13 protein-coding genes are annotated in these 20,276 nt (G+C 34.9%); 6 read left to right on the forward strand and 7 right to left on the reverse strand.

The annotated features are described in order from the left end of the window. Positions 1-3 precede the first annotated feature (3 nt). From fusA to rpsL, 3 genes are read right to left on the reverse strand one after another with little or no spacing between them, the layout of a single operon-like run. Positions 4-2,133 carry an elongation factor G gene (gene fusA, locus JOOMADRAFT_RS11655; RefSeq protein ID WP_008613601.1) on the reverse strand — a complete coding sequence of 710 codons (2,130 nt, stop codon included), beginning with the start codon at positions 2,131-2,133 and terminating at the stop codon, positions 4-6. 12 nt (positions 2,134-2,145) lie between these two features. Further along, positions 2,146-2,622: a 30S ribosomal protein S7 gene (rpsG, locus tag JOOMADRAFT_RS11660; protein WP_008613602.1), complete on the reverse strand. Its 477-nt coding sequence runs from the start codon at positions 2,620-2,622 to the stop codon at positions 2,146-2,148. Positions 2,623-2,644: 22 nt separating this feature from the next. After that, a complete protein-coding gene (gene rpsL, locus JOOMADRAFT_RS11665) occupies positions 2,645-3,019 on the reverse strand; it encodes a 30S ribosomal protein S12 (RefSeq protein ID WP_008613603.1) in 375 nt (124 codons plus the stop codon). Between the two features lie 649 nt (positions 3,020-3,668). Between rpsL and JOOMADRAFT_RS11670 the strand changes: the two genes are divergently transcribed. From JOOMADRAFT_RS11670 to rlmB, 5 genes are all read left to right on the forward strand, one after another. Further along, positions 3,669-6,890 carry a SusC/RagA family TonB-linked outer membrane protein gene (locus JOOMADRAFT_RS11670; protein ID WP_008613604.1) on the forward strand — a complete coding sequence of 1,074 codons (3,222 nt, stop codon included), beginning with the start codon at positions 3,669-3,671 and terminating at the stop codon, positions 6,888-6,890. A 10-nt stretch (positions 6,891-6,900) separates the two neighbouring features. Next, a complete protein-coding gene (locus JOOMADRAFT_RS11675; protein WP_008613605.1) occupies positions 6,901-8,343 on the forward strand; it encodes a SusD/RagB family nutrient-binding outer membrane lipoprotein in 1,443 nt (480 codons plus the stop codon). A gap of 327 nt (positions 8,344-8,670) precedes the next feature. Beyond that, positions 8,671-11,886, forward strand: a complete 3,216-nt coding sequence (locus JOOMADRAFT_RS11680; protein WP_008613606.1) for a SusC/RagA family TonB-linked outer membrane protein — start codon at positions 8,671-8,673, stop codon at positions 11,884-11,886. Positions 11,887-11,902: 16 nt separating this feature from the next. Continuing rightward, positions 11,903-13,366, forward strand: coding sequence for a RagB/SusD family nutrient uptake outer membrane protein (locus JOOMADRAFT_RS11685; protein ID WP_008613607.1), 1,464 nt, complete (start codon positions 11,903-11,905; stop codon positions 13,364-13,366). Positions 13,367-13,557: 191 nt separating this feature from the next. Beyond that, positions 13,558-14,292, forward strand: a complete 735-nt coding sequence (rlmB, locus tag JOOMADRAFT_RS11690) for a 23S rRNA (guanosine(2251)-2'-O)-methyltransferase RlmB (RefSeq protein WP_040879707.1) — start codon at positions 13,558-13,560, stop codon at positions 14,290-14,292. 421 nt (positions 14,293-14,713) lie between these two features. Here the strand turns inward: rlmB and JOOMADRAFT_RS11695 are convergent, their stop codons facing one another. Then, a complete protein-coding gene (locus JOOMADRAFT_RS11695) occupies positions 14,714-15,475 on the reverse strand; it encodes a rhomboid family intramembrane serine protease (RefSeq protein WP_008613609.1) in 762 nt (253 codons plus the stop codon). A gap of 120 nt (positions 15,476-15,595) precedes the next feature. On the opposite strand from JOOMADRAFT_RS11695, the gene JOOMADRAFT_RS11700 reads away from it, so the two are divergent. Beyond that, a complete protein-coding gene (locus JOOMADRAFT_RS11700) occupies positions 15,596-16,873 on the forward strand; it encodes a replication-associated recombination protein A (RefSeq protein ID WP_008613610.1) in 1,278 nt (425 codons plus the stop codon). Positions 16,874-17,477: 604 nt separating this feature from the next. On the opposite strand, the gene JOOMADRAFT_RS11705 is transcribed toward JOOMADRAFT_RS11700, so the two are convergent. The 3 genes from JOOMADRAFT_RS11705 to JOOMADRAFT_RS11715 all read right to left on the reverse strand — a co-directional run bounded on the left by JOOMADRAFT_RS11705 (position 17,478) and on the right by JOOMADRAFT_RS11715 (position 20,275). Beyond that, positions 17,478-18,275: a hypothetical protein gene (locus JOOMADRAFT_RS11705; RefSeq protein ID WP_008613611.1), complete on the reverse strand. Its 798-nt coding sequence runs from the start codon at positions 18,273-18,275 to the stop codon at positions 17,478-17,480. Positions 18,276-18,363: 88 nt separating this feature from the next. Further along, positions 18,364-19,785, reverse strand: coding sequence for a DUF5723 family protein (locus JOOMADRAFT_RS11710; RefSeq protein WP_008613618.1), 1,422 nt, complete (start codon positions 19,783-19,785; stop codon positions 18,364-18,366). Continuing rightward, complete coding sequence (locus tag JOOMADRAFT_RS11715) at positions 19,775-20,275, reverse strand: hypothetical protein (RefSeq protein ID WP_040879709.1); 501 nt, start codon at positions 20,273-20,275, stop codon at positions 19,775-19,777. The genes JOOMADRAFT_RS11710 and JOOMADRAFT_RS11715 overlap by 11 nt, the downstream gene beginning before the upstream one ends. Position 20,276 lies beyond the last annotated feature (1 nt).

A 20,276-nucleotide genomic window follows, 5' to 3' on the forward strand; every position in this document is an offset into this window, starting at 1 on the left:
GATTTAAGCTTCAACTCCTTTTGCTTCCTTAATTACAGCTTCAGATATATTTGAAGGTGTTTCAGCATAATGTGAAAATTCCATAGTAGATGTTGCTCTACCAGATGATAAAGTACGTAAAGAGGTTACATATCCAAACATTTCAGATAATGGAACACTTGCTTTAATTACTTTTGCACCCGCTCTGTCGCTCATGTTGTTAATTTGACCACGACGACGGTTAAGGTCACCTACAATATCTCCCATACTTTCCTCAGGAGTTAACACTTCTAATTTCATAATTGGCTCCATGATCACAGCTTTTGCAGCTTTTGCAGCAGCTTTAAATCCTAGTTTAGCAGCCAATTCGAACGAAAGTTGATCGGAATCCACATCGTGATAAGAACCATCAGTCAAAGTAACTTTCATAGCATCTACTTCATAACCCGCTAACGGACCATTTTTCATTGCTTCTCTGAAACCTTTCTCAATAGAAGGAACAAATTCCTTAGGAACGTTACCACCTTTAATTACAGATTCGAATTCAAGACCAAGCTTACCTTCTTCAGCTGGCTCAAGTGTAAATACGATATCAGCAAATTTACCACGTCCACCAGATTGTTTCTTATAAACCTCTCTGTGATCCGCTTTTTGCGTAATCGATTCTTTATACTCAACCTGAGGCTGACCTTGGTTAACTTCAACCTTAAACTCACGTCTAAGACGGTCAACAATAATATCTAAGTGAAGCTCACCCATACCAGAAATAATTGTTTGTCCTGAAGCCTCATCAGTTCTAGCTGTAAATGTTGGATCCTCTTCAGCTAATTTAGCTAAAGCCATCCCCATTTTATCAACATCTGCTTTTGTTTTAGGCTCCACAGCAATACCAATTACTGGATCTGGGAAATCCATACTCTCAAGTACAATAGGTGCTTTTTCGTCTGATAAAGTATCTCCTGTTTTGATGTCTTTAAACCCAACAGCAGCTCCAATATCTCCAGCCTCTATATACTCAATTGCATTTTGCTTGTTTGAGTGCATTTGATAGATACGAGAAATACGCTCTTTTTTACCAGATCTGTTATTTAAAACATAAGATCCAGCATCTAATCTACCAGAATATGCACGGAAGAATGCTAAACGACCTACAAAAGGATCGGTAGCAATTTTAAATGCCAAAGCAGCAAAAGGCGCATCCACATCTGGCTTACGTCTTTCTTCAGCACCTGTATCAGGATTCGTTCCAACAACACCATCTTTATCTACCGGTGAAGGTAAATAACGACAAACAGCATCTAATAAGAACTGAACCCCTTTATTTTTAAATGAAGAACCACAAATCATAGGAATGATTGCTCTATCCATTACCGCAGCTCTTAAAGCAGCGTGAATTTCTTCTTCAGTTATAGAACTCTCATCTTCAAAGAATTTCTCAAGTAGATTTTCATCATACTCAGCAACCTCTTCGATAAGTTTTGCACGGTACTCACGAACTTCTTCCTTCATATCTTCAGGAATATCTACTACATCAAAAGTAGAACCGAAATTATCTTCGTGCCATACAATAGCTCTATTTTTTACTAAATCTACAATTCCTTTAAAATCAGCTTCATCACCAATAGGCAATACAATTGGAACTGCATTAGAACCCAACATCTCTTTAACCTGCTTTGAAACAGCTAAGAAGTTAGACCCTTGACGGTCCATTTTGTTAACAAAACCAATTCTAGGAACACCATAATTATCTGCTAATCTCCAGTTAGTTTCAGACTGAGGCTCAACACCATCAACCGCACTAAACAAGAAAACCAACCCATCAAGAACACGTAAAGAACGGTTTACCTCTACGGTAAAGTCAACGTGGCCAGGAGTATCGATAATATTAAAGTGATATCCTTTAGTTTCAGGAGTTGGCTGTGCATTCTCCATAGGGAACTGCCAAGTACAAGTTGTAGCAGCAGAAGTAATTGTAATACCTCTTTCTTGCTCTTGCTCCATCCAGTCCATTGTAGCAGCACCATCGTGCACCTCTCCAATTTTATGAGAAACTCCTGTGTAAAAAAGAACACGCTCTGTTGTTGTTGTTTTACCAGCATCAATATGAGCCGCAATCCCTATATTTCTTGTATATTTTAAATCTCTTTGTGCCATTTTATTTTTTTACTAAAATCTAAAGTGAGAGAATGCTTTATTTGCTTCAGCCATTTTATGAGTATCAACTCTTTTCTTAACCGCTGCACCTTCTTCTTTTGCAGCTGCAAGAACTTCGCCAGCTAATTTTTGAGCCATTGATTTTTCATTTCTCTTACGAGAATAACTAATCAACCACTTCATAGCCATAGATACTTTTCTATCTGGTCTAATCTGCATAGGAATTTGGAATGTAGCTCCACCTACACGACGGCTTCTAACCTCTACGTGTGGCATTACATTTGATAATGCATCTTTCCAAATCTCTAAAGCAGTTTTTTCTTCGTCTTGTTTTTTCTCTTCTACGATATCAATTGCATCATAGAAAACTTTAAAAGCTACAGACTTTTTACCATCCCACATCATCATGTTAACGAAACGCGTCACTAACTGATCATTAAATCTTGGATCTGGTAAAAGAGGTCTTTTTTTGGCCTGTCTTTTTCTCATTTCTTCTTGTTAAAAGTTTTAATTACTTCTTAGGGCGCTTTGCACCGTATTTTGATCTACGTTGCGTTCTTCCTTGAACACCAGCTGTATCTAAAGCACCACGAACGATGTGATACCTTACCCCCGGTAAATCTTTTACTCTTCCGCCTCTTACTAATACTATCGAGTGCTCTTGTAAGTTGTGACCTTCTCCAGGGATGTATGCATTTACCTCTTTACCATTTGTAAGACGAACCCTTGCTACTTTACGCATAGCAGAGTTTGGCTTTTTAGGCGTAGTAGTATAAACACGCGTACAAACCCCTCTTCTTTGAGGACACGAATCTAAAGCAGCCGATTTACTCTTCTTAGTAATTGTGACTCTTCCTTTTCGTACTAATTGTGAAATTGTTGGCATAATCTACTAAACAATAATTATGTTTTATTTAATTAAATTTCCCTTTAAAATCCTGAGATTCAGCTCATAAAAGAACACACCTCTCGTTTAAAAGGGTGGCAAAGGTATAAAAAATTATCAATAAATCAAACCTTAATTAATTAATTTTCAACAAAATCCACCTGCCACATAAAAAACAGCACAAAGAACACATAGTAATGTAAAGGAATAGTCACAATTATTTCAGAAAAGTAAAAATTACAAATTATTGTTGTCCGATAAAAGTTAATGGAATTTACAGGACTCCACTTATATCAAGGTCAAAAATGAGGCTTTCAAAATAGACTTATTGTTATTAATAAAAATGAATAAAAAAAGATTTGAGCAACACTTTTCTTTAAACCGATTACTCCATGACAATTAAGGCTTAGCCTTTGTTCTTTTTCTTACAGCGAAGCGGTCTTGTATTTTTACTTGAACATTAATGATTACAGAATTAAAAAAAGACTACACTAAAAATACTGTATTATTAATAAGGTGTTATATTTAATAAGAATTATGTAAAAAACCACAAAAAGCTTAACATTCTCTTAAAATTTATGACAGAAAAGTTGCAATCTTAACGTTATTTTATCATTTTCGCAGCAGCTAATTCAAATAAATTTATAAAATGAGAACAAAGTTTAGTGGATTTTTGACGCTAATCCTAGCGTTAATTGTGCAAATAACTTTTGCACAAGAAAAAACCGTAACAGGTGTGATTACAGACCAGGATGGCCTGCCGCTACCTGGCGCAAATGTAGTAGTTAAAGGTACCGCCAATGGTACTCAAACTGATTTTGATGGAAATTATTCCATCCAAGCCAACACAGGAGACATATTAGTATATTCTTTTGTTGGACAAAAAACTGAAGAGCGAACAGTTGGCGCTTCTAACGCCATTGATGTTAGCCTTCAACAAGATGCACAAGCTCTTGATGAAGTTGTTGTAACAGCTCTGGGGATTAAAAGAGAAAAGAAAGCATTAGGGTATGCAACTCAAGAGGTAAAAGGAGAGGCAGTTTCTACTGTAAAAAGTCAAAACTTTGTAAACTCTTTATCTGGTAAAGTTGCTGGTTTAAACATTAAGCCTTCTGGTACAATGGGTGGTTCTACACAAGTTGTAATTAGAGGTAACAGCTCAATTGCTGGAAACAATCAGGCTTTATTCGTTGTAGATGGAGTACCAATTAACAATGACAACAACAATACTGCAGATCAACAAGCTGGTCGTGGTGGTTATGATTATGGTAACGCTGCCTCTGATGTTAACCCAGATGATATTGAAAGCATCAACGTACTTAAAGGTGCTGCCGCAACAGCTCTTTATGGATCTAGAGCTTCTAATGGAGTTGTAATGATTACTACCAAAAAAGGTAGAAAACAAAAAGGAATTGGAGTTACTGTAAGTTCCAGCTTTACCATGGGTACTGCTGACAAAACTACACTTCCTACATATCAGAAAAAATATGGTGCTGGTTATGGACCATATTATGACTCTGCTGATGGTTTCTTTTTATTAGACGACATTAACGGTGACGGAATTGATGATTTAACAACTCCTTTCACTGAAGATGCTTCATACGGAGCTCCTTTCGACCCTAACAAAATGGTGTACCAATGGAATAGTATCTACCCACAATTAGGAGATACTTACCAAAAAGCCACTCCATGGGTTGCTGCTGAAAACGACCCTAATTATATCTGGAGCGCAGCCGGCACAATGGTAAACTCTGTATCTCTAGATGGTGGTTCTGACAAAGGAACTTTCAGAATGGGATACACTAATCTTGATCAAGAAGGTAACTTACCAAACAGCCAGATTAAAAGAAACTCATTAAATTTTTCAGGGTCTTTGAATCTAACCGATAAGCTAACAGCTACAACTACTTTCAATTTTGTTAAAACAGATGGTAAAGGACGATACGGAACAGGATACTCTTCTTTAAACCCAATGCAACAGTTTAGACAATGGTTTCAAACAAATGTAGATGTTAAAGAACAGAAGGAAGCATATTTTGCTACAGGCGAGAATATTACTTGGAATCCAAATTCTTCAAGTGATTTATCTCCTATTTATTCTGATAATCCATACTGGACATTCTTTGAGAACTATCAAACAGATACTCGTAATAGATTCTACGGAAATGCGGCTTTAAACTACCAAATTAATGATTGGTTAAGTGTTTTAGGAAGATTTACTTACGATACTTCTTCAAGTCTACAGGAAGAAAGAATTAACGTTGGTAGTGCAGATGTTTCTAAATACAGTAGATTCAATAATAATACTGCAGAATACAACTATGACTTAATGTTAAATTTTAATAAAGATTTAACTGAGAAATTAAATTTGGATGGTAACATTGGATTTAACTTAAGAAGAAATGAGTGGAGCTCTATTTTTGCAGAAACTAATGGCGGCTTAAACCTAGCAGGATTATACAGCCTATCAAATAGCGTTAACCCTCTTGAGGCTCCAACAGAATATGAAGCTGTAAAAATGGTAGATGGTGCTTACGCAAGAGCAAGTTTTGGTTATGACGACACTGTATATATTGAAGGTACAGCTAGAACAGACCGTTCTTCTGCACTTCCTAAGTCAGACAACAGATACTTCTACTGGTCGGTAACTGGAAACTTAATTTTTTCTGAGCTATTCGATAGTAGCTGGTTATCTTTTGGTAAAGTAAGAGCAAATTATGCAACTGTAGGTTCTGACACAGATCCTTATAGAGTATTTAACACTTACACAGTTGGAACTCCATTTAATGGTGGTTTAGCATCAAACAACTCTACAAAACAAAATCTTGAACTAAAGCCAGAAGAACAAGAAAACTGGGAGGTTGGTCTTGAAATGTTCATCCTTAATAGACGTCTAGGTTTTGATGTATCCTACTACGATACTAAAAATAAAGACCAAATTACAAGCGTTCCTGTATCAAACTCTACTGGATATACGTCTGCTTTATTAAATGCAGGTACTATTCAGAATAAAGGGCTTGAAGTTCAATTAAATGCAACTCCAATTCAAAGTGAAAACTTTAGATGGAACTTTATATTGAACTGGTCTCAAAACAGAAGTGAAGTACTTTCTCTAGCAGATGGTATCGAAAACTTACAATTAGCTTCCTTACAAGGTGGAGTATCTGTGAACGCTGCTGTTGGAGAACCAATGGGAGTTATTAGAGGTACAGACTATGTATATGATGACAATGGTAATCGTGTTGTAGGAAGTAATGGATATTACCTTACATCTGCCAGCAACTCTATTATCGGAGATATCAACCCAGACTGGAAAGCAGGTTTATACAACACTTTCTCTTACAAAAACATTAGTTTAGGATTCTTAATAGACATGCAAAAAGGAGGCGATATATTCTCTCTAGACACATGGTATGGTTACGCAACAGGTCTATATGACTTCACTGCTGGTACAAATGATTTAGGAAACCCTGTAAGAAACCCTTTAACTAATGATGCTACTAGTGGTGGTGTTATTTTACCAGGCGTTAAAGAAGATGGAACTCCAAATGATATCAGAGCCAACGCATCCACTTCTGGAAACCCATGGGGATATGCCAGAGCAACAAATGCTCAACACGTTTATGATGCAGGTTATATTAAATTACGTGAAGCTAACATTACTTATAAGTTAAGTGATAAGGTTCTAGAGCAACTTCCATTCACAGCAGCTTCTTTCTCTTTAATAGGAAGAAATTTATGGATTATTGATAAAAGTGTTCCATTTGCAGATCCAGAAGCAGGTTTAAGTTCTGGTAATGTTCAAGGATATCAATCAGGAGCATACCCAAGTATTAGAGAAATAGGAGCAAGTCTTAAATTACAGTTCTAAAAAAATAATTATGAAAAAAATAGTATTAACAATTATATCTCTAGTAACTCTAATCTCTTGTCAATCAGACGACAAGTATGAGAACTACAATAGAGACCCAAAGAATCCAACTCAAGTTGATGCGGACTTCTTATTCAACAATGCTCAAAAGAGCTTGGTTGACCAAATGACAAGCACTAGTGTTAATCGAAATGTATTTAGATTACTAGGTCAGCATTGGACTGAAACTACATATTTTGATGAAGCCAACTACGATTTAACAAACAGAAATATACCGGAATACCATTGGTCTGAAATGTATAGAGACGTCTTGTTAGACCTAAAAACAGCGAAAGAGGTTGCGGAAGCAAACCCAGAGCTAAGTGCAGGAGAAATAGCGGCTAGAAAAGCGCAAGCAGAAGTATTAATGGTATATACTTACCAACAATTAGTAGATACTTATGGCAACATTCCTTATACAGAATCTCTTGATGCTGAAGGCTTTCCTTTACCTGCTTATGACGATGCTGCAACAATTTATTCTGATTTAATTACAAGAATAGATGCAGCAACACCTAACTTAACAGGTTCTGGTTTTTCAATTGACAATATCTACGGAGGAGATATGGCTGCATGGACTAAGTTTGCTAATTCTATAAAATTAAGAATTGGTATTCGTTTATCAGATGTTAACCCTACCCTATCTCAATCAACTGTTGAATCAGCTGTTGCTGGAGGTGTATTTACATCTAATGATGATAATGCTACTTTTGAATATCAAGGAGCTACTCCAAACACAAACCCTTTATGGGTAGATTTAGTTCAGTCTGGAAGATCTGATTTTGTTCCTGCTAATACATTAGTAGATTTCATGAACGATCTAGAAGACCCTCGTAGAGCTGTATATTTCGATGACAATATGGGTGCAGACACGTATGTTGGAGGTATTTATGGAGCTAGTAATACATTCTCTAACTATACACATATTGGAGATCTCCTACACCAACCTACATTTCCAGGAATCCTTCTTGACTATTCAGAAGTATCCTTCTATTTAGCTGAAGCAGCTGCTAGATCTTACGCTGTTACAGGCACAGTTGAAGAACATTATAACAATGGTATAACTGCATCTTTTGAATACTGGGATGTTGCAGATGTTGCTACATACCTTGCTAAACCAGAGGTTGCATATGCTACAGCTCCAGGAACAGATTGGAGAGAAAAAATCGGTTCTCAGTTCTGGTTAGCAATGTACAACAGAGGATTTGAGGCATGGACTGTTTGGAGAAAATATGACACTCCTGTGTTTAACCTTCCAGAAGACACTGGAAATCCAGTTCCAGCTCGTTACACATACCCAATTAACGAGCAAACACTTAATGGAACAAATTGGGAAGCTGCATCTGAAGCAATTGGTGGAGACGAACAAACTACTAAAATTTTCTGGGACGTTAACGACTCTCCTTCGAATTAATAATTCTTATTTTAAAATATATAAAACCACCTCACTTCGAGGTGGTTTTTTTATACCCTATAAATTAGATAATACATTAAAATCATTATAAAAAATTAAGAAAAACAACATTTAACACAATAATAAATAGCTGATTTTTTTAAAAAAAACGTGTAATTAAATTCATACATAAAAATACATCTTAATACTATCTTCATTAATTAACTTAAAAAGTTAAACATATCTTATTTCAATAAAAAATTACGTAGAATCCAGTCTACGCCTGTAGTTGTGTAATTAACATTAAATTATCACTTTCGCAGATGCTAATTCAAATAATTTATTAAAATGAGAAAAAAGTACAATGGGTACTTAGCGCTAATATTTGCGCTAATAGTACAAATTACTTTTGCGCAAGAAAAAACCATTACAGGGGTTATAACAGACCAAGATGGTTTACCATTGCCAGGAGCAAATGTAACTGTTAAGGGGACTTCAACAGGTACACAAACAGATTTTGACGGAAATTATTCAATTTCTAGTGAAGCAGGAAACACCTTGGTTTTCTCTTATGTTGGTCAAAAAACAGAAGAAAGAAAAGTAGGTAGCTCCAACACAATTAATATTGTATTAGAACAAGATTCCCAAGCTCTAGAAGAAGTAATAGTTGTTGGATATAGTACATCAACAAAAGAGTCTTTTACTGGTACAGCAACCACAATAGACGCCGAATCAATCGACAAAAAAAGTGTCTCTAATATCTCACAAGCACTTGCAGGAGAAGCTGCAGGGGTAAGAGTTATTAACACTACTGGACAACCAGGTCAAGCGGCTACAATTCGTATTCGTGGATATGGTTCTGTGAACGGGAATAGAGATCCATTATATATTGTTGATGGAGTTCCTTATGTTGGAAATATTAGTTCTATAAATCCAGCAGATATTAAATCTACCACTATTTTGAAGGATGCATCTGCAACTGCTATTTATGGTGCAAGAGGGGCAAATGGAGTTGTTGTAATTACAACGCAAAATGGTAGAGGTGAAGATTCTTATATTGAAGTAGAAACTAAAACTGGCCAAAACATGAGCTTAATCCCTCGTGCTAAAACCATTGAATCTCCAGAACAATACATCGGTCTTGCATGGGAAGGTCTTTACAATAAAGGAAATATAAATGGAGTTGATCCTGAGGCTTATGCTAATGCTAATTTATTTAGTAACAATGGTATTTCTCCATTTTATAATATGTGGAATGTTGCTGATGGGGGAGAATTAATAGACCCTGCTACCAGACAAGTAAGAGAAGACGTTACAAGAAAATACAACCCAGAAAACTGGGAAGATTATGCGTTTCAACCTGCTAACCGTATCGAAGCAAATTTAAAAATAGGTGGTGGTAATGATAAAACAAGTTACTATACTTCTTTTGGATACTTAAAAGATCAAGGTTATTCAATCAATTCAGATTTTGAACGTATCTCAACTCGTTTAAATTTAACTCACCAAGTACGCGATTGGTTATCTGGATCTGTAAATTTAGGATATGCAATTACAGATGCAAACAACAATGGGCAATCGGAAGATTCTGGAAGTATATTCTGGTTTGTAGATAACATTCCTTCTATATATCCTTTATTTTTAAGAGATGGAAATGGAAACATCGTTCAAGATCCTATCTATGGCGGACCTCAATATGATTACGGTGAAGATGGTCGTGGATTTGGAGCATTAACAAATGCAATTGCAGATTCATACTATAGCACTAGTAAAACTAAACGTCATGAAATTAATGGTAGTGCAAATTTAGATTTTAAATTTTCAGATCATTTAACATTTGAAAATCGTTTAGGACTTCAGTATTACAACAGTGGTTATGACAGTCTAGGAAACCCTTTTTATGGATCTAGTGCTAGTCAAAATGGATCTATATTCAAATCTAAAACTGAATTTTTTAGTTACAATATTTTAAATTTACTACGTTACCAAAATAAATGGGGTAATCATAGTTTTCAAGCTTTAATAGCTCATGAAGCTAACTCTTGGGAGCGTAAATACCTTTCAGCGTCTAAATTTAATTTAGTTGACCCTGATGGAAATGAATTTAACAATGCAGTAGGATCCAATCCTCCAACTTCATATACAGACGACTATACTTTAGAAAGTTATTTCGGTCAGATTAATTATGACTTTGATAAGAAATACTTTATTTCTGGTACAATTCGTAGAGATGGATCTTCTAGATTCTTAAACGATAAATGGGGAACTTTTGGGTCTATTGGTGCAGCATGGGTTTTATCAAACGAAGAATTCATGCAAAACCAAAATGTATTTAACAACCTAAAAGTAAAAACTAGTTACGGTATCATTGGTGAGCAAGGTGGTGTAGGTTTCTACCCTGGATACGACTTATATGAGTCTAGCAATTTAAATGGCAACATTTCATTATCTTTTGACTCTAAAGGGAATCCAGATTTAACTTGGGAAACATCTAAAATGTTCCAAACAGGTATTGAAATGGGTATTGGAAACTTCCTTGACGTAGCTGTTGATTACTATGTAAAAAATACAGACGATTTAATATTTGATAGAAGAGTTGGACCTTCTCTAGGGTATGCTACTATTAAAGTAAACGATGGTCAATTAAGAAACAGTGGTTTAGAATTTGATGTACAAGCACATATTGTTCAAACAAAAGATTTTTACTTAGACTTTGGCGTAAACGGTGAAGTATTAACCAATGAGTTAACACAGATGCCTATCGATCCTGCTACAGGGCAAGAAAAAGTATTGAATATTGACGGTTATTTTGGACAATCTCAAGGACACTCTATATACGATTTTTATATGAGAGAATGGGCTGGTGTTGATCCAGATACAGGATCTGCAATGTGGAATCAATATTTTTATGATGCAAACGGCGACGGTCAGTTACAAGCAGATGAAGAAACAATCAACTCTATGACTGATTATTTAGCTGCAAATCCGGATAGAGCTAATGCTATTGGGAAAACGACTACTACCGTTTACCAAAATTCTACTCAAAAATACATTGGCAAATCGGCTATTCCAGATGTACGTGGAGCCTTCAGATTATCAACAGGATACAAAGGATTTAGTTTAAGCGCACAATTCTTATATGGTATTGGTGGTTATTCTTATGACTTCGTTTATTCTCAATTAATGAGCAATGACCAAATAGGTAATGCTAATTATCATGTTGATATCTTAGACAGATGGCAACAGCCTGGTGATATAACTAATGTCCCTAGATTGTCTAGTAATGCAGATGGAGATACAAACTTCGCTTCTGCTTCAACAAGATTCTTAACAAAAGCAGATTACTTAAGTTTAAATAATATCCGTTTAGGATACCAAATTCCTAGAAACTACATTGATCAAATAGGTCTTGCAGACATGGAATTTTGGATAAGTGGAGACAACTTATTCTTATTCTCTGAACGTGACGGATTCAATCCAACTGCTAGTGAAGACGGTGGAACAGGTTGGTATCAATACGCACCATTATCTACTGTAACATTTGGTATTAGAGCTAAATTTTAATTAAAAAATGATGAAAATGAAATCTAAAATATATTTAACAGCACTTGCAGGTGTGATTACTCTTGCAAGTTGTAGCGATGACTTTTTAGAGACAGAGCCTACCGAGTTCATCTCTTCAGATCAAATTGCTGATGCTTCTGAATTAAACCCAGGGTTACAAGCTGCCAATGTTGCTGGTTTGTACTCAACAATGTACACCACTGGATCTGGCGGAACAGATCTAGATCATGATGATTTCGGTCAAAAAGGATATGATATCTATTCAGATATGTTATCTGGAGATATGGTTTTAGGTGCATTAAATTACGGTTGGTACTCTGGTATTGCACAATTACAATCAACAATTGACTTTACAGATACCGACAATTATAAGCCTTGGAGGTATTATTATAGAATTATTTTTGGTGCAAATAATGTAATTACTGCTTTTGGAGGAAACGATGTTGTTCCAGAAACTGATGAAGCAAAACACTTTATGGGACAAGCCAAAGCTATGCGTGCTTATGCATACTTTTATTTAGCAAACTTATATTCTGAAGGGTATGAGGCTTCCACTCCAATTCTACCAATTTATACGGATACAGAAGCACCAAACCAACCGCTTTCCCCAGCATCGGATGTATATGATTTAGTTATAAGTGATTTAGAAGATGCTGTTAGCCTATTAAGCACTTTTTCTCGTACCGATAAAAGTGAAATCGATCAGGATATTGCTAAAGGGTTACTAGCATATGCTTATGCCGCAATAGGTGATAATGATAAAGTAAAAACAATCACTAAAGAAATTATCGACACAGGAAAGTTCCCTATCGCTACTGCAGAAGAGGCTTTAGGAGGATTCAACAACATTACACAACCAGGTTGGATGTGGGGTATGGATTTAACTCTTGATAATGGTCTTGATCTTGTTTCTTGGTGGGGACAGGTTGATGTTTACACCTATAGCTATGCATCTGTTGGAGATGTAAAGTCTATTGACGATGACCTTTACGACGCAATGCGCGAGGATGATATTCGTAGAGAACAATTTACAGATGTATATGAAATTGGACAAAAAGCTCCTACTGGTAAATTTTATGATCCAGCTAGAGAAATCCAAGGGCAACGTTACATCGAAACAGATTATGTTTACATGAGAATTGCTGAAATGTACTTATTAAACGCTGAAGCTTCTGCAAAAACAGGAGATGAAGGAAACGCTATCACAATGTTAAAAGTACTTCTTAACGAAAGAGTTGAGGATGCTTCATATGTTGATGCATTATCTGGACAAGCATTGTTAGATGAAATTTACCTACAAACTAGAATTGAACTTTGGGGAGAAGGTAAAAGTTATTTAGCTATGAAACGTAATAAAGCAACTATTACTAGAGGTCCTAACCACTTATCGTTTCCAGGGCAATCGTTTTCATATGATGATGATAGATTAACCCTTGAAATCCCTCAATTGGAAATCCAAAACAACCCTAATATCAACTAATAAATTATTGATATTATAAAACAATAAACCACCTCCCTTCGAGGTGGTTTTTTTATACCCCATTCTTCTGTAGAACTATAATTCAATTCCAAAAAGTATAAATTTTAATTTTACTTCAATAAAGCAGAAGATTTTATTTAATTGGGTTAACTCCTAAGCATTCAATAAAAAAATTCATGTACTTTTGCAACATGGAAAACAACTACCAAATATTTGGAATCAGAGCTATTATTGAAGCGGTTCAAGCAGGAAAAACTATTGACAAAGTATTTATTCAAAAAGGCTTAAAGGGAAGCTTATTTCAAGAGCTTGATACCCTTTTAAGAAAAGAACAAATAAACACTTCTTATGTTCCGGTTGAAAAGCTAAATAGACTCACAAAAAATAACCATCAAGGGGTAGTTGCAAATATTTCTCCAATAGAGTTTCACGTAATAGAAACCCTTATTTCTAATGTATTGGAATCTGAAGCTAAGCCACTATTTTTGCTATTAGACCAACTATCTGATGTCCGAAATTTTGGAGCAATTATTAGAACTGCAGAATGCACAGGCGTAAGCGGAATCATTATTCAGAAAAAAGGAGCTGCTCCTGTAACTGCAGATACTGTAAAAACTTCGGCTGGTGCTGCTTTTAAAGTTCCTATTTGTAAAGTTGACCATATAAAAGATGCTGTTTTCCATATGCAAGCTTCCGGAATTCAAGTGGTTGCTGCTACTGAAAAAACCGAAAACACCTTATACGATGCCGATTTTACATTACCTACAGCAATCATTATGGGATCTGAAGATGTAGGAATTTCCCCTTCCATCTTGAAGGTTGTAGATCAAAAAGCGAAGCTTCCATTATTGGGAGAAATCCAGTCTTTAAATGTATCGGTAGCTTGTGGTGCTTTTTTATATGAAGTTGTTAGGCAACGAATGTAAAATTAATTCCCCCTCAAAAAAAGATATTAGACCGCTACGCTACGAGAACAAAGACATAATCCCTGATTTATGTGAAAAAATACTTACAAAAACATAAGGCTCTAGTTTAAAATTACGTTGATTATTTGCTGGCTTCAATATCAATTCAAAATGTAGTGACTTCATGTTTTTCATTTCTTTTGCTCGCCCAAAAGAAACGAAACAAAGAAAAAGGCGCCTTCTCCAATGAATTTTTTTAACAACGGGGTCGAAAAACCTTAACCGAAACGCTGCGTCGCTGCGCTACGAGAAAAAAGAATGCAATATTATTTAGCAGATTTTCTATTTCTTTTAACTACTTACTTTATGATAGTTAAAATTTAGTCTTTGTTCTTTTTTCTTATTGCAAAGCGATCTTGTATTTTTACTCGAATAACTATTTCTAGGCTTTTTCTCCAGATGAAGGATTTCTTTTAGTTTCGTAATAATGGTATTTTATTTCTAGTGGATGCATTTCTGCTTCAGAGGTATCTTCTTCTGGGAGTTTTTCAATAAAATTTCCATTTTCATCAAAATGTTGTAAAAAAGGATCTTCTGCTTCATTATAATCTGGGCGCTCCCATTCATATTTTTCTTTCCGAAGCACTTCAGTTTTAAAAACCAATGCCAATACAAGCCCAACTATAAACCCTGATAGATGTCCTTCCCAAGAAATTTTATTTTCGACTGGAAAAATAAACCAAAACATACTTCCGTAGACAAAAACAGTAACTAAGGAAAGTGCTACTAAGCGTCTATTTTTAGTAAAAACACCTTTAAAAAATATAAAACTAACTAATACATATATAAGTCCGCTAGCACCTATATGGTAGGCTGGACGACCTATTAACCAGGTAAAAAAACCGCTAAATAAGATTCCTAACACTAATACTTTCCAACTAATCTTATTATAAAAATAAAATAGAGCAGCGCTCAAAAACATTAACGGGAGCGTATTGCTATATAAATGTTCTACGTTACTGTGTATAAAAGGACTACATATAACACCTTTTAAACCACTAAAAGTGCGAGGATAGATACCAAATTCTTTAAAATCATGACCAAAAGTTAGCTCAAACCAATATACAGTCCAGATAGTCAGTCCAAAAAACAATGGATAGATAAGCATCCAAAGAGAAAAATCTAAAGAATCGTTTTTTTGCATAGTAAGGCTTCATCAAAATTAACTCCAAACTAAAAGTACTGATAATTTGTCAGAAGAAAGAAAAAACAATCTGGCATAAAATTGAACAATTGAGCAGTATAAATTTTGTAATTTTGAGGCATGAATGAACCTTTAGCAGAACGTATCCGTCCTAAAAACTTAGAGCAATACATAAGTCAAAAACATCTTATTGGAGATGATGGCTCTTTAACGGCTCAAATAAAAAGAGGAACCATCCCGTCCTTAATTTTATGGGGACCTCCAGGGACTGGAAAAACAACATTAGCAAACATTATAGCCAATGAAAGCAAGCGTCCGTTTTATACTTTAAGTGCCATTAACAGTGGGGTTAAAGACATTAGGGAAGTTATTGAAAAGGCAAAGCAAAGCGGTGGACTCTTTACTGCTAAAAATCCTATTTTATTTATTGACGAGATCCATAGATTTAGTAAATCGCAACAAGATTCTCTTTTAGCTGCTGTAGAAAAAGGTTGGATTACCTTGGTTGGTGCTACTACAGAAAATCCGAGTTTTGAGGTTATTCCTGCCCTACTTTCTAGATGTCAGGTTTACATTTTAAATGCCTTTGATAAAAATGATTTAGAAGCATTATTACATCGTGCATTGAAAGAAGATTCTCTTCTTTCAAAAAAAAATATTGAATTAAAAGAAACAGAGGCCTTACTCCGTCTTTCTGGCGGAGACGGAAGAAAACTACTCAATATCTTTGAGCTAGTTATAAATTCTGAAGCTACCGATACCGTTGTTATTACAAACGATTTGGTAATGAAGAAAGTGCAGAAAAACACTGTTTTATACGACAAAACTGGCGAGCAACACTATGATATTATTTCAGCTTTTATAAAATCTATTAGAGGAAGCGACCCAAACGGTGCGGTATATTGGCTTGCCAGAATGATTGAAGGTGGAGAAGATGTTAAATTTATTGCTCGGAGAATGATTATTTCTGCCTCCGAAGATATTGGAAACGCAAATCCTACAGCCCTAGTTATTGCAAACAATACTTTCCAAAGTGTTACTACTATTGGATATCCAGAAGCTCGTATAATTTTAAGTCAGTGTGCTATTTATTTGGCTACTTCCGCAAAAAGTAATGCTTCTTACGAAGCTATTAATAAGGCTATTTCGGTTGTAAAACAAACTGGCGACTTATCGGTGCCGATACATTTACGAAATGCACCTACAAAATTAATGAAAGATTTAGGCTACGGAGAAGACTACAAGTATTCTCACTCCTACCCTAATAATTTTGTAAAGCAAGAGTTTCTTCCAAATTCCTTAGAAAACAATATTTTTTATACTCCAGGAAATAATCAAAGAGAAAATGCCTTGAAAGAATTCTTAAAAAACAGATGGTCCGGAAAATACAATTATTAAAAACAGACTAAACTTTTATGTAAAGAAGCACAAATTTCTATTTAACTGAAAGTCTATTTGCCACGAATTCACAAATGTTTCTCTAATCCCTATCCATAAAATAACTCCTTCAAGAGAAGTCAGTGATTTATCCGTGAATTTGTGGCTAAAATTTTAAAAACTATAATTGCTAGAGATATGTTGTACTTACTTTTGGGTATTGCGTTTGTCAGGCTGAACCAATACAACATTTTATATATAACACAACACTCGAAAAACAAAGTTCGTTTGCCACGAATTCACAAATATTTCTCTAATCCCTATCCATAAAATAACTCCTTCAAGAGAAGGCAATGATTTATTCGTGAATTTGTGGCTAAAATTTTAAAAACTATAGTAACTAGGGATATGCTGTATTTACTTTTTGGTATTGCGTTTGTAAGGCTGAGCCAATACAACATTTTATATATAAAACACAACACTCGAAAAACAAAGTTCGTTTGCCACGAATTCACAAATATTTCTCTTATCCCTATCCATAAAATAATTCCTTCAAGAGAAAGGAATTATTTATTCGTGAATTTGTGGCTAAAATTTATATTACATAAAACAATTTGCAGAAAGACTAAAACTTAATATTTAAAGTTTCTTGTTTTAGTACATCCCCTTCATAATATTCTGCAATCCACTTTCCATCTTTTTGATAAAGAAATCCGTTCTTATCTTTAATAAGATAATAGTTAGGTTGCGTTGTTTTAGTAATTTTAAAAACAACTTTTGGAGTCATATCTACTAATTGAAATCCTGTTGCAGTTGGTTGTGCAAATAAGGTTTTAGCATCTGTATCTACAGTAGTTGCAGCTACTGGAGTAACTTGCTCTTGAGCCTGATTTACAGTAGAATTTACACTCGAAGAAGCCACCGCCACAGAGGTAGTAGCCGCGGCCGCAGGAACTGTTGCAACTTGAGTTGGCATTTGTACTTGTGTGTTAGCAACAGGCTCATATTTATAATTTAACCCTCTTACAGACACAAAAGCATTTTCTATAGCTTCTTGGTATGCTTTTTCGTAATCCTTTTCTTTACTCTTTCCTTCATCCGATGTATAAACTATAGTTCCTTGGCAATTTTCTAGAGTAACATTAAGTTTTGTGGTAAACAAATTTGAATTATCAAGAATATTTGCTTTTAGTCCCAAACAAGGATTCGCCTGAAGATCGGCTGGCTTTTGATCATCATATATTGCAGTAAAGCCTTGTTTTTCGAATAAAAATTTAGTAAATGTATTTACTCTATATTGATTCTCTTCTTTTAAGAAATCGAACTTTTTAGGAACTATTATATATTTATAATTGTTTACATTTTCTTGAGCAGACATAGAAATTGCTATTAAAAACAATCCCAGAAATAATAATTTTTTCATGTGTTTATATTTGTTTTATGTTGTCAAATAAAACATCCCTATAATTCTTCCTTTAGCAAATTATATAGTGGACATTCCCTTGAATTCGTTAATCTTTAATCGGAAATATATAATTAAATCCAAACTGTAAAGATGCATTATTAGCATCCGCTAAATTATAATATTCCAGCAAATTATCAGCTAGTAAATAGAAGTTAAAGTTAGCAAAATGTGTTGATAATCCAAGTCCGATGTTGGTTTTCGAAAATTTATCAACGGTGTAAGTTGTTTTTACACGTAAAGCACTGCCTAATTTTCTGTAATAAAAGGCTGTAAGCGCAGCTTGAGGGTATCTAGAATGACTTTCAGCAAAAAGCTGCAATCCTACAGAATTTACATAATCGTTTTTCCCTGAAGTACAATTACAGTCATTGCTTCTTCTTTTAGCACCAAAATTATACATAGTAGCGGCATTGAACTTTACTGGACGCATTGTGGTATATGAATTATAAATTGTATCTCGGGGAAAGGCTGCTTCTATTTCATCAATCAATTCTTGCCAATTATCAGACAAGCCGCCTCCTGTTATAATAGCATCAAATGGTAGGTTTATTCCTTCCAAAGAATAAGCCCCTTTTAAGGTGTAGGTTTCCACATCTTTCTTTTGCGCTATATAACCTAAATCTTGAATACTGGCTGTATGCGTCCATTGATCACTCGGTGTATATGTTATCCCAAAATCAACCCCTAAACCTATATTCCCACCGAGCAGCGCTCTGTTTTTTAAAATATTCAAAACATCGGCGGCACCGTCTACATCTTCCTCGCGCAACCCTGAATAACCCGATGTTTGCACCTTTACATCGGAAAGCAAGGTGTGTGTGTAAATATTATTTGTTCCTTCTGAAGTAACAAAGTACCCGCTATTTTTAGTGGAAGAAATATCTATAATTCCTGAATATAATTTCCCTCGTATACCGTAGCTAAAATGTTCATTCACTTTTCTATGAAAACCTATATGGAAAACAGTTAATAATTCTCCTTTAACATTTAAATGAGATAAATTAAAAGGGCGACCAATATTTGTAGAATTTCCTTCATAAGCCAAAATAGCGAGGTCTTCTGGCCAATAATTAAATACATTTAACTCTTGATAAACTCCAAAACTCACATAGTTTTTACTGAATAAACCTCCTATTTTAAAACCTACATTTAAAATTTCAACTTGTTCATTTACACGTTGAATATCGTTATTATTTAAGCTATACACAGCATTCCGAACTTTGGCATTGAAGTCAACTCCATCATCAGAAAAAAGGTCATAAAGAGAAATCTCACTAGTCCCAACATTTGCATAAATCCCAGACAATGCAGGAATTCCAAAATAGGCTCTATTTTGAATAGTAGCCCCAGGATTCACCATTAAAGACTGCGGAATGTCTGTAAAATTATAAAGTAATTGCTTGTTCTGAGCATTTATAAAAACGCCTAAAAATAATAACAGGTATAGTATTACCTGATTAATCCGCATCTATAGACATAAAAAAGGTTCCAGAAGATTTTAACAATAACTCTCCACTTGAGTTTGGGTCGAGCATAGGAGCTCCAGGCATGAGCATTAACTCAATTCCCATATACGCCATATTTTTTATCTTTTGGATTTCTGTTTCATTATAAGATGTAGTATTTGTTATTTTTGGTGAATCCACTAAAATTTCTATTTCGTCCAATTCATTGTATGCATTATCATACAACACAATTTTAGCATTAAAAATACGCGGAATAGAATTTAAAAACTCAAAATCAAATGTAGCTTCCTTTAAATTTTCCTCCAAAAAAGGCTTTGAGAATATTTCTAATTTGGTAGTGTCCTGAACACTATATGGATTTACATCATTGTTAGGTATAAACCCAACTTGTGAAGCCTGCAAATCAAAATAAAGTAAACTTACGTCTACAACAGATTCTATTTTTAAAGTTTCAGCCTGATCAAAATCTACATCTTTAACACAAGAAAGCATA

Origin of the sequence: Galbibacter orientalis DSM 19592, assembly GCF_000260115.1 — a bacterium.
Classification (GTDB): domain Bacteria; phylum Bacteroidota; class Bacteroidia; order Flavobacteriales; family Flavobacteriaceae; genus Galbibacter; species Galbibacter orientalis.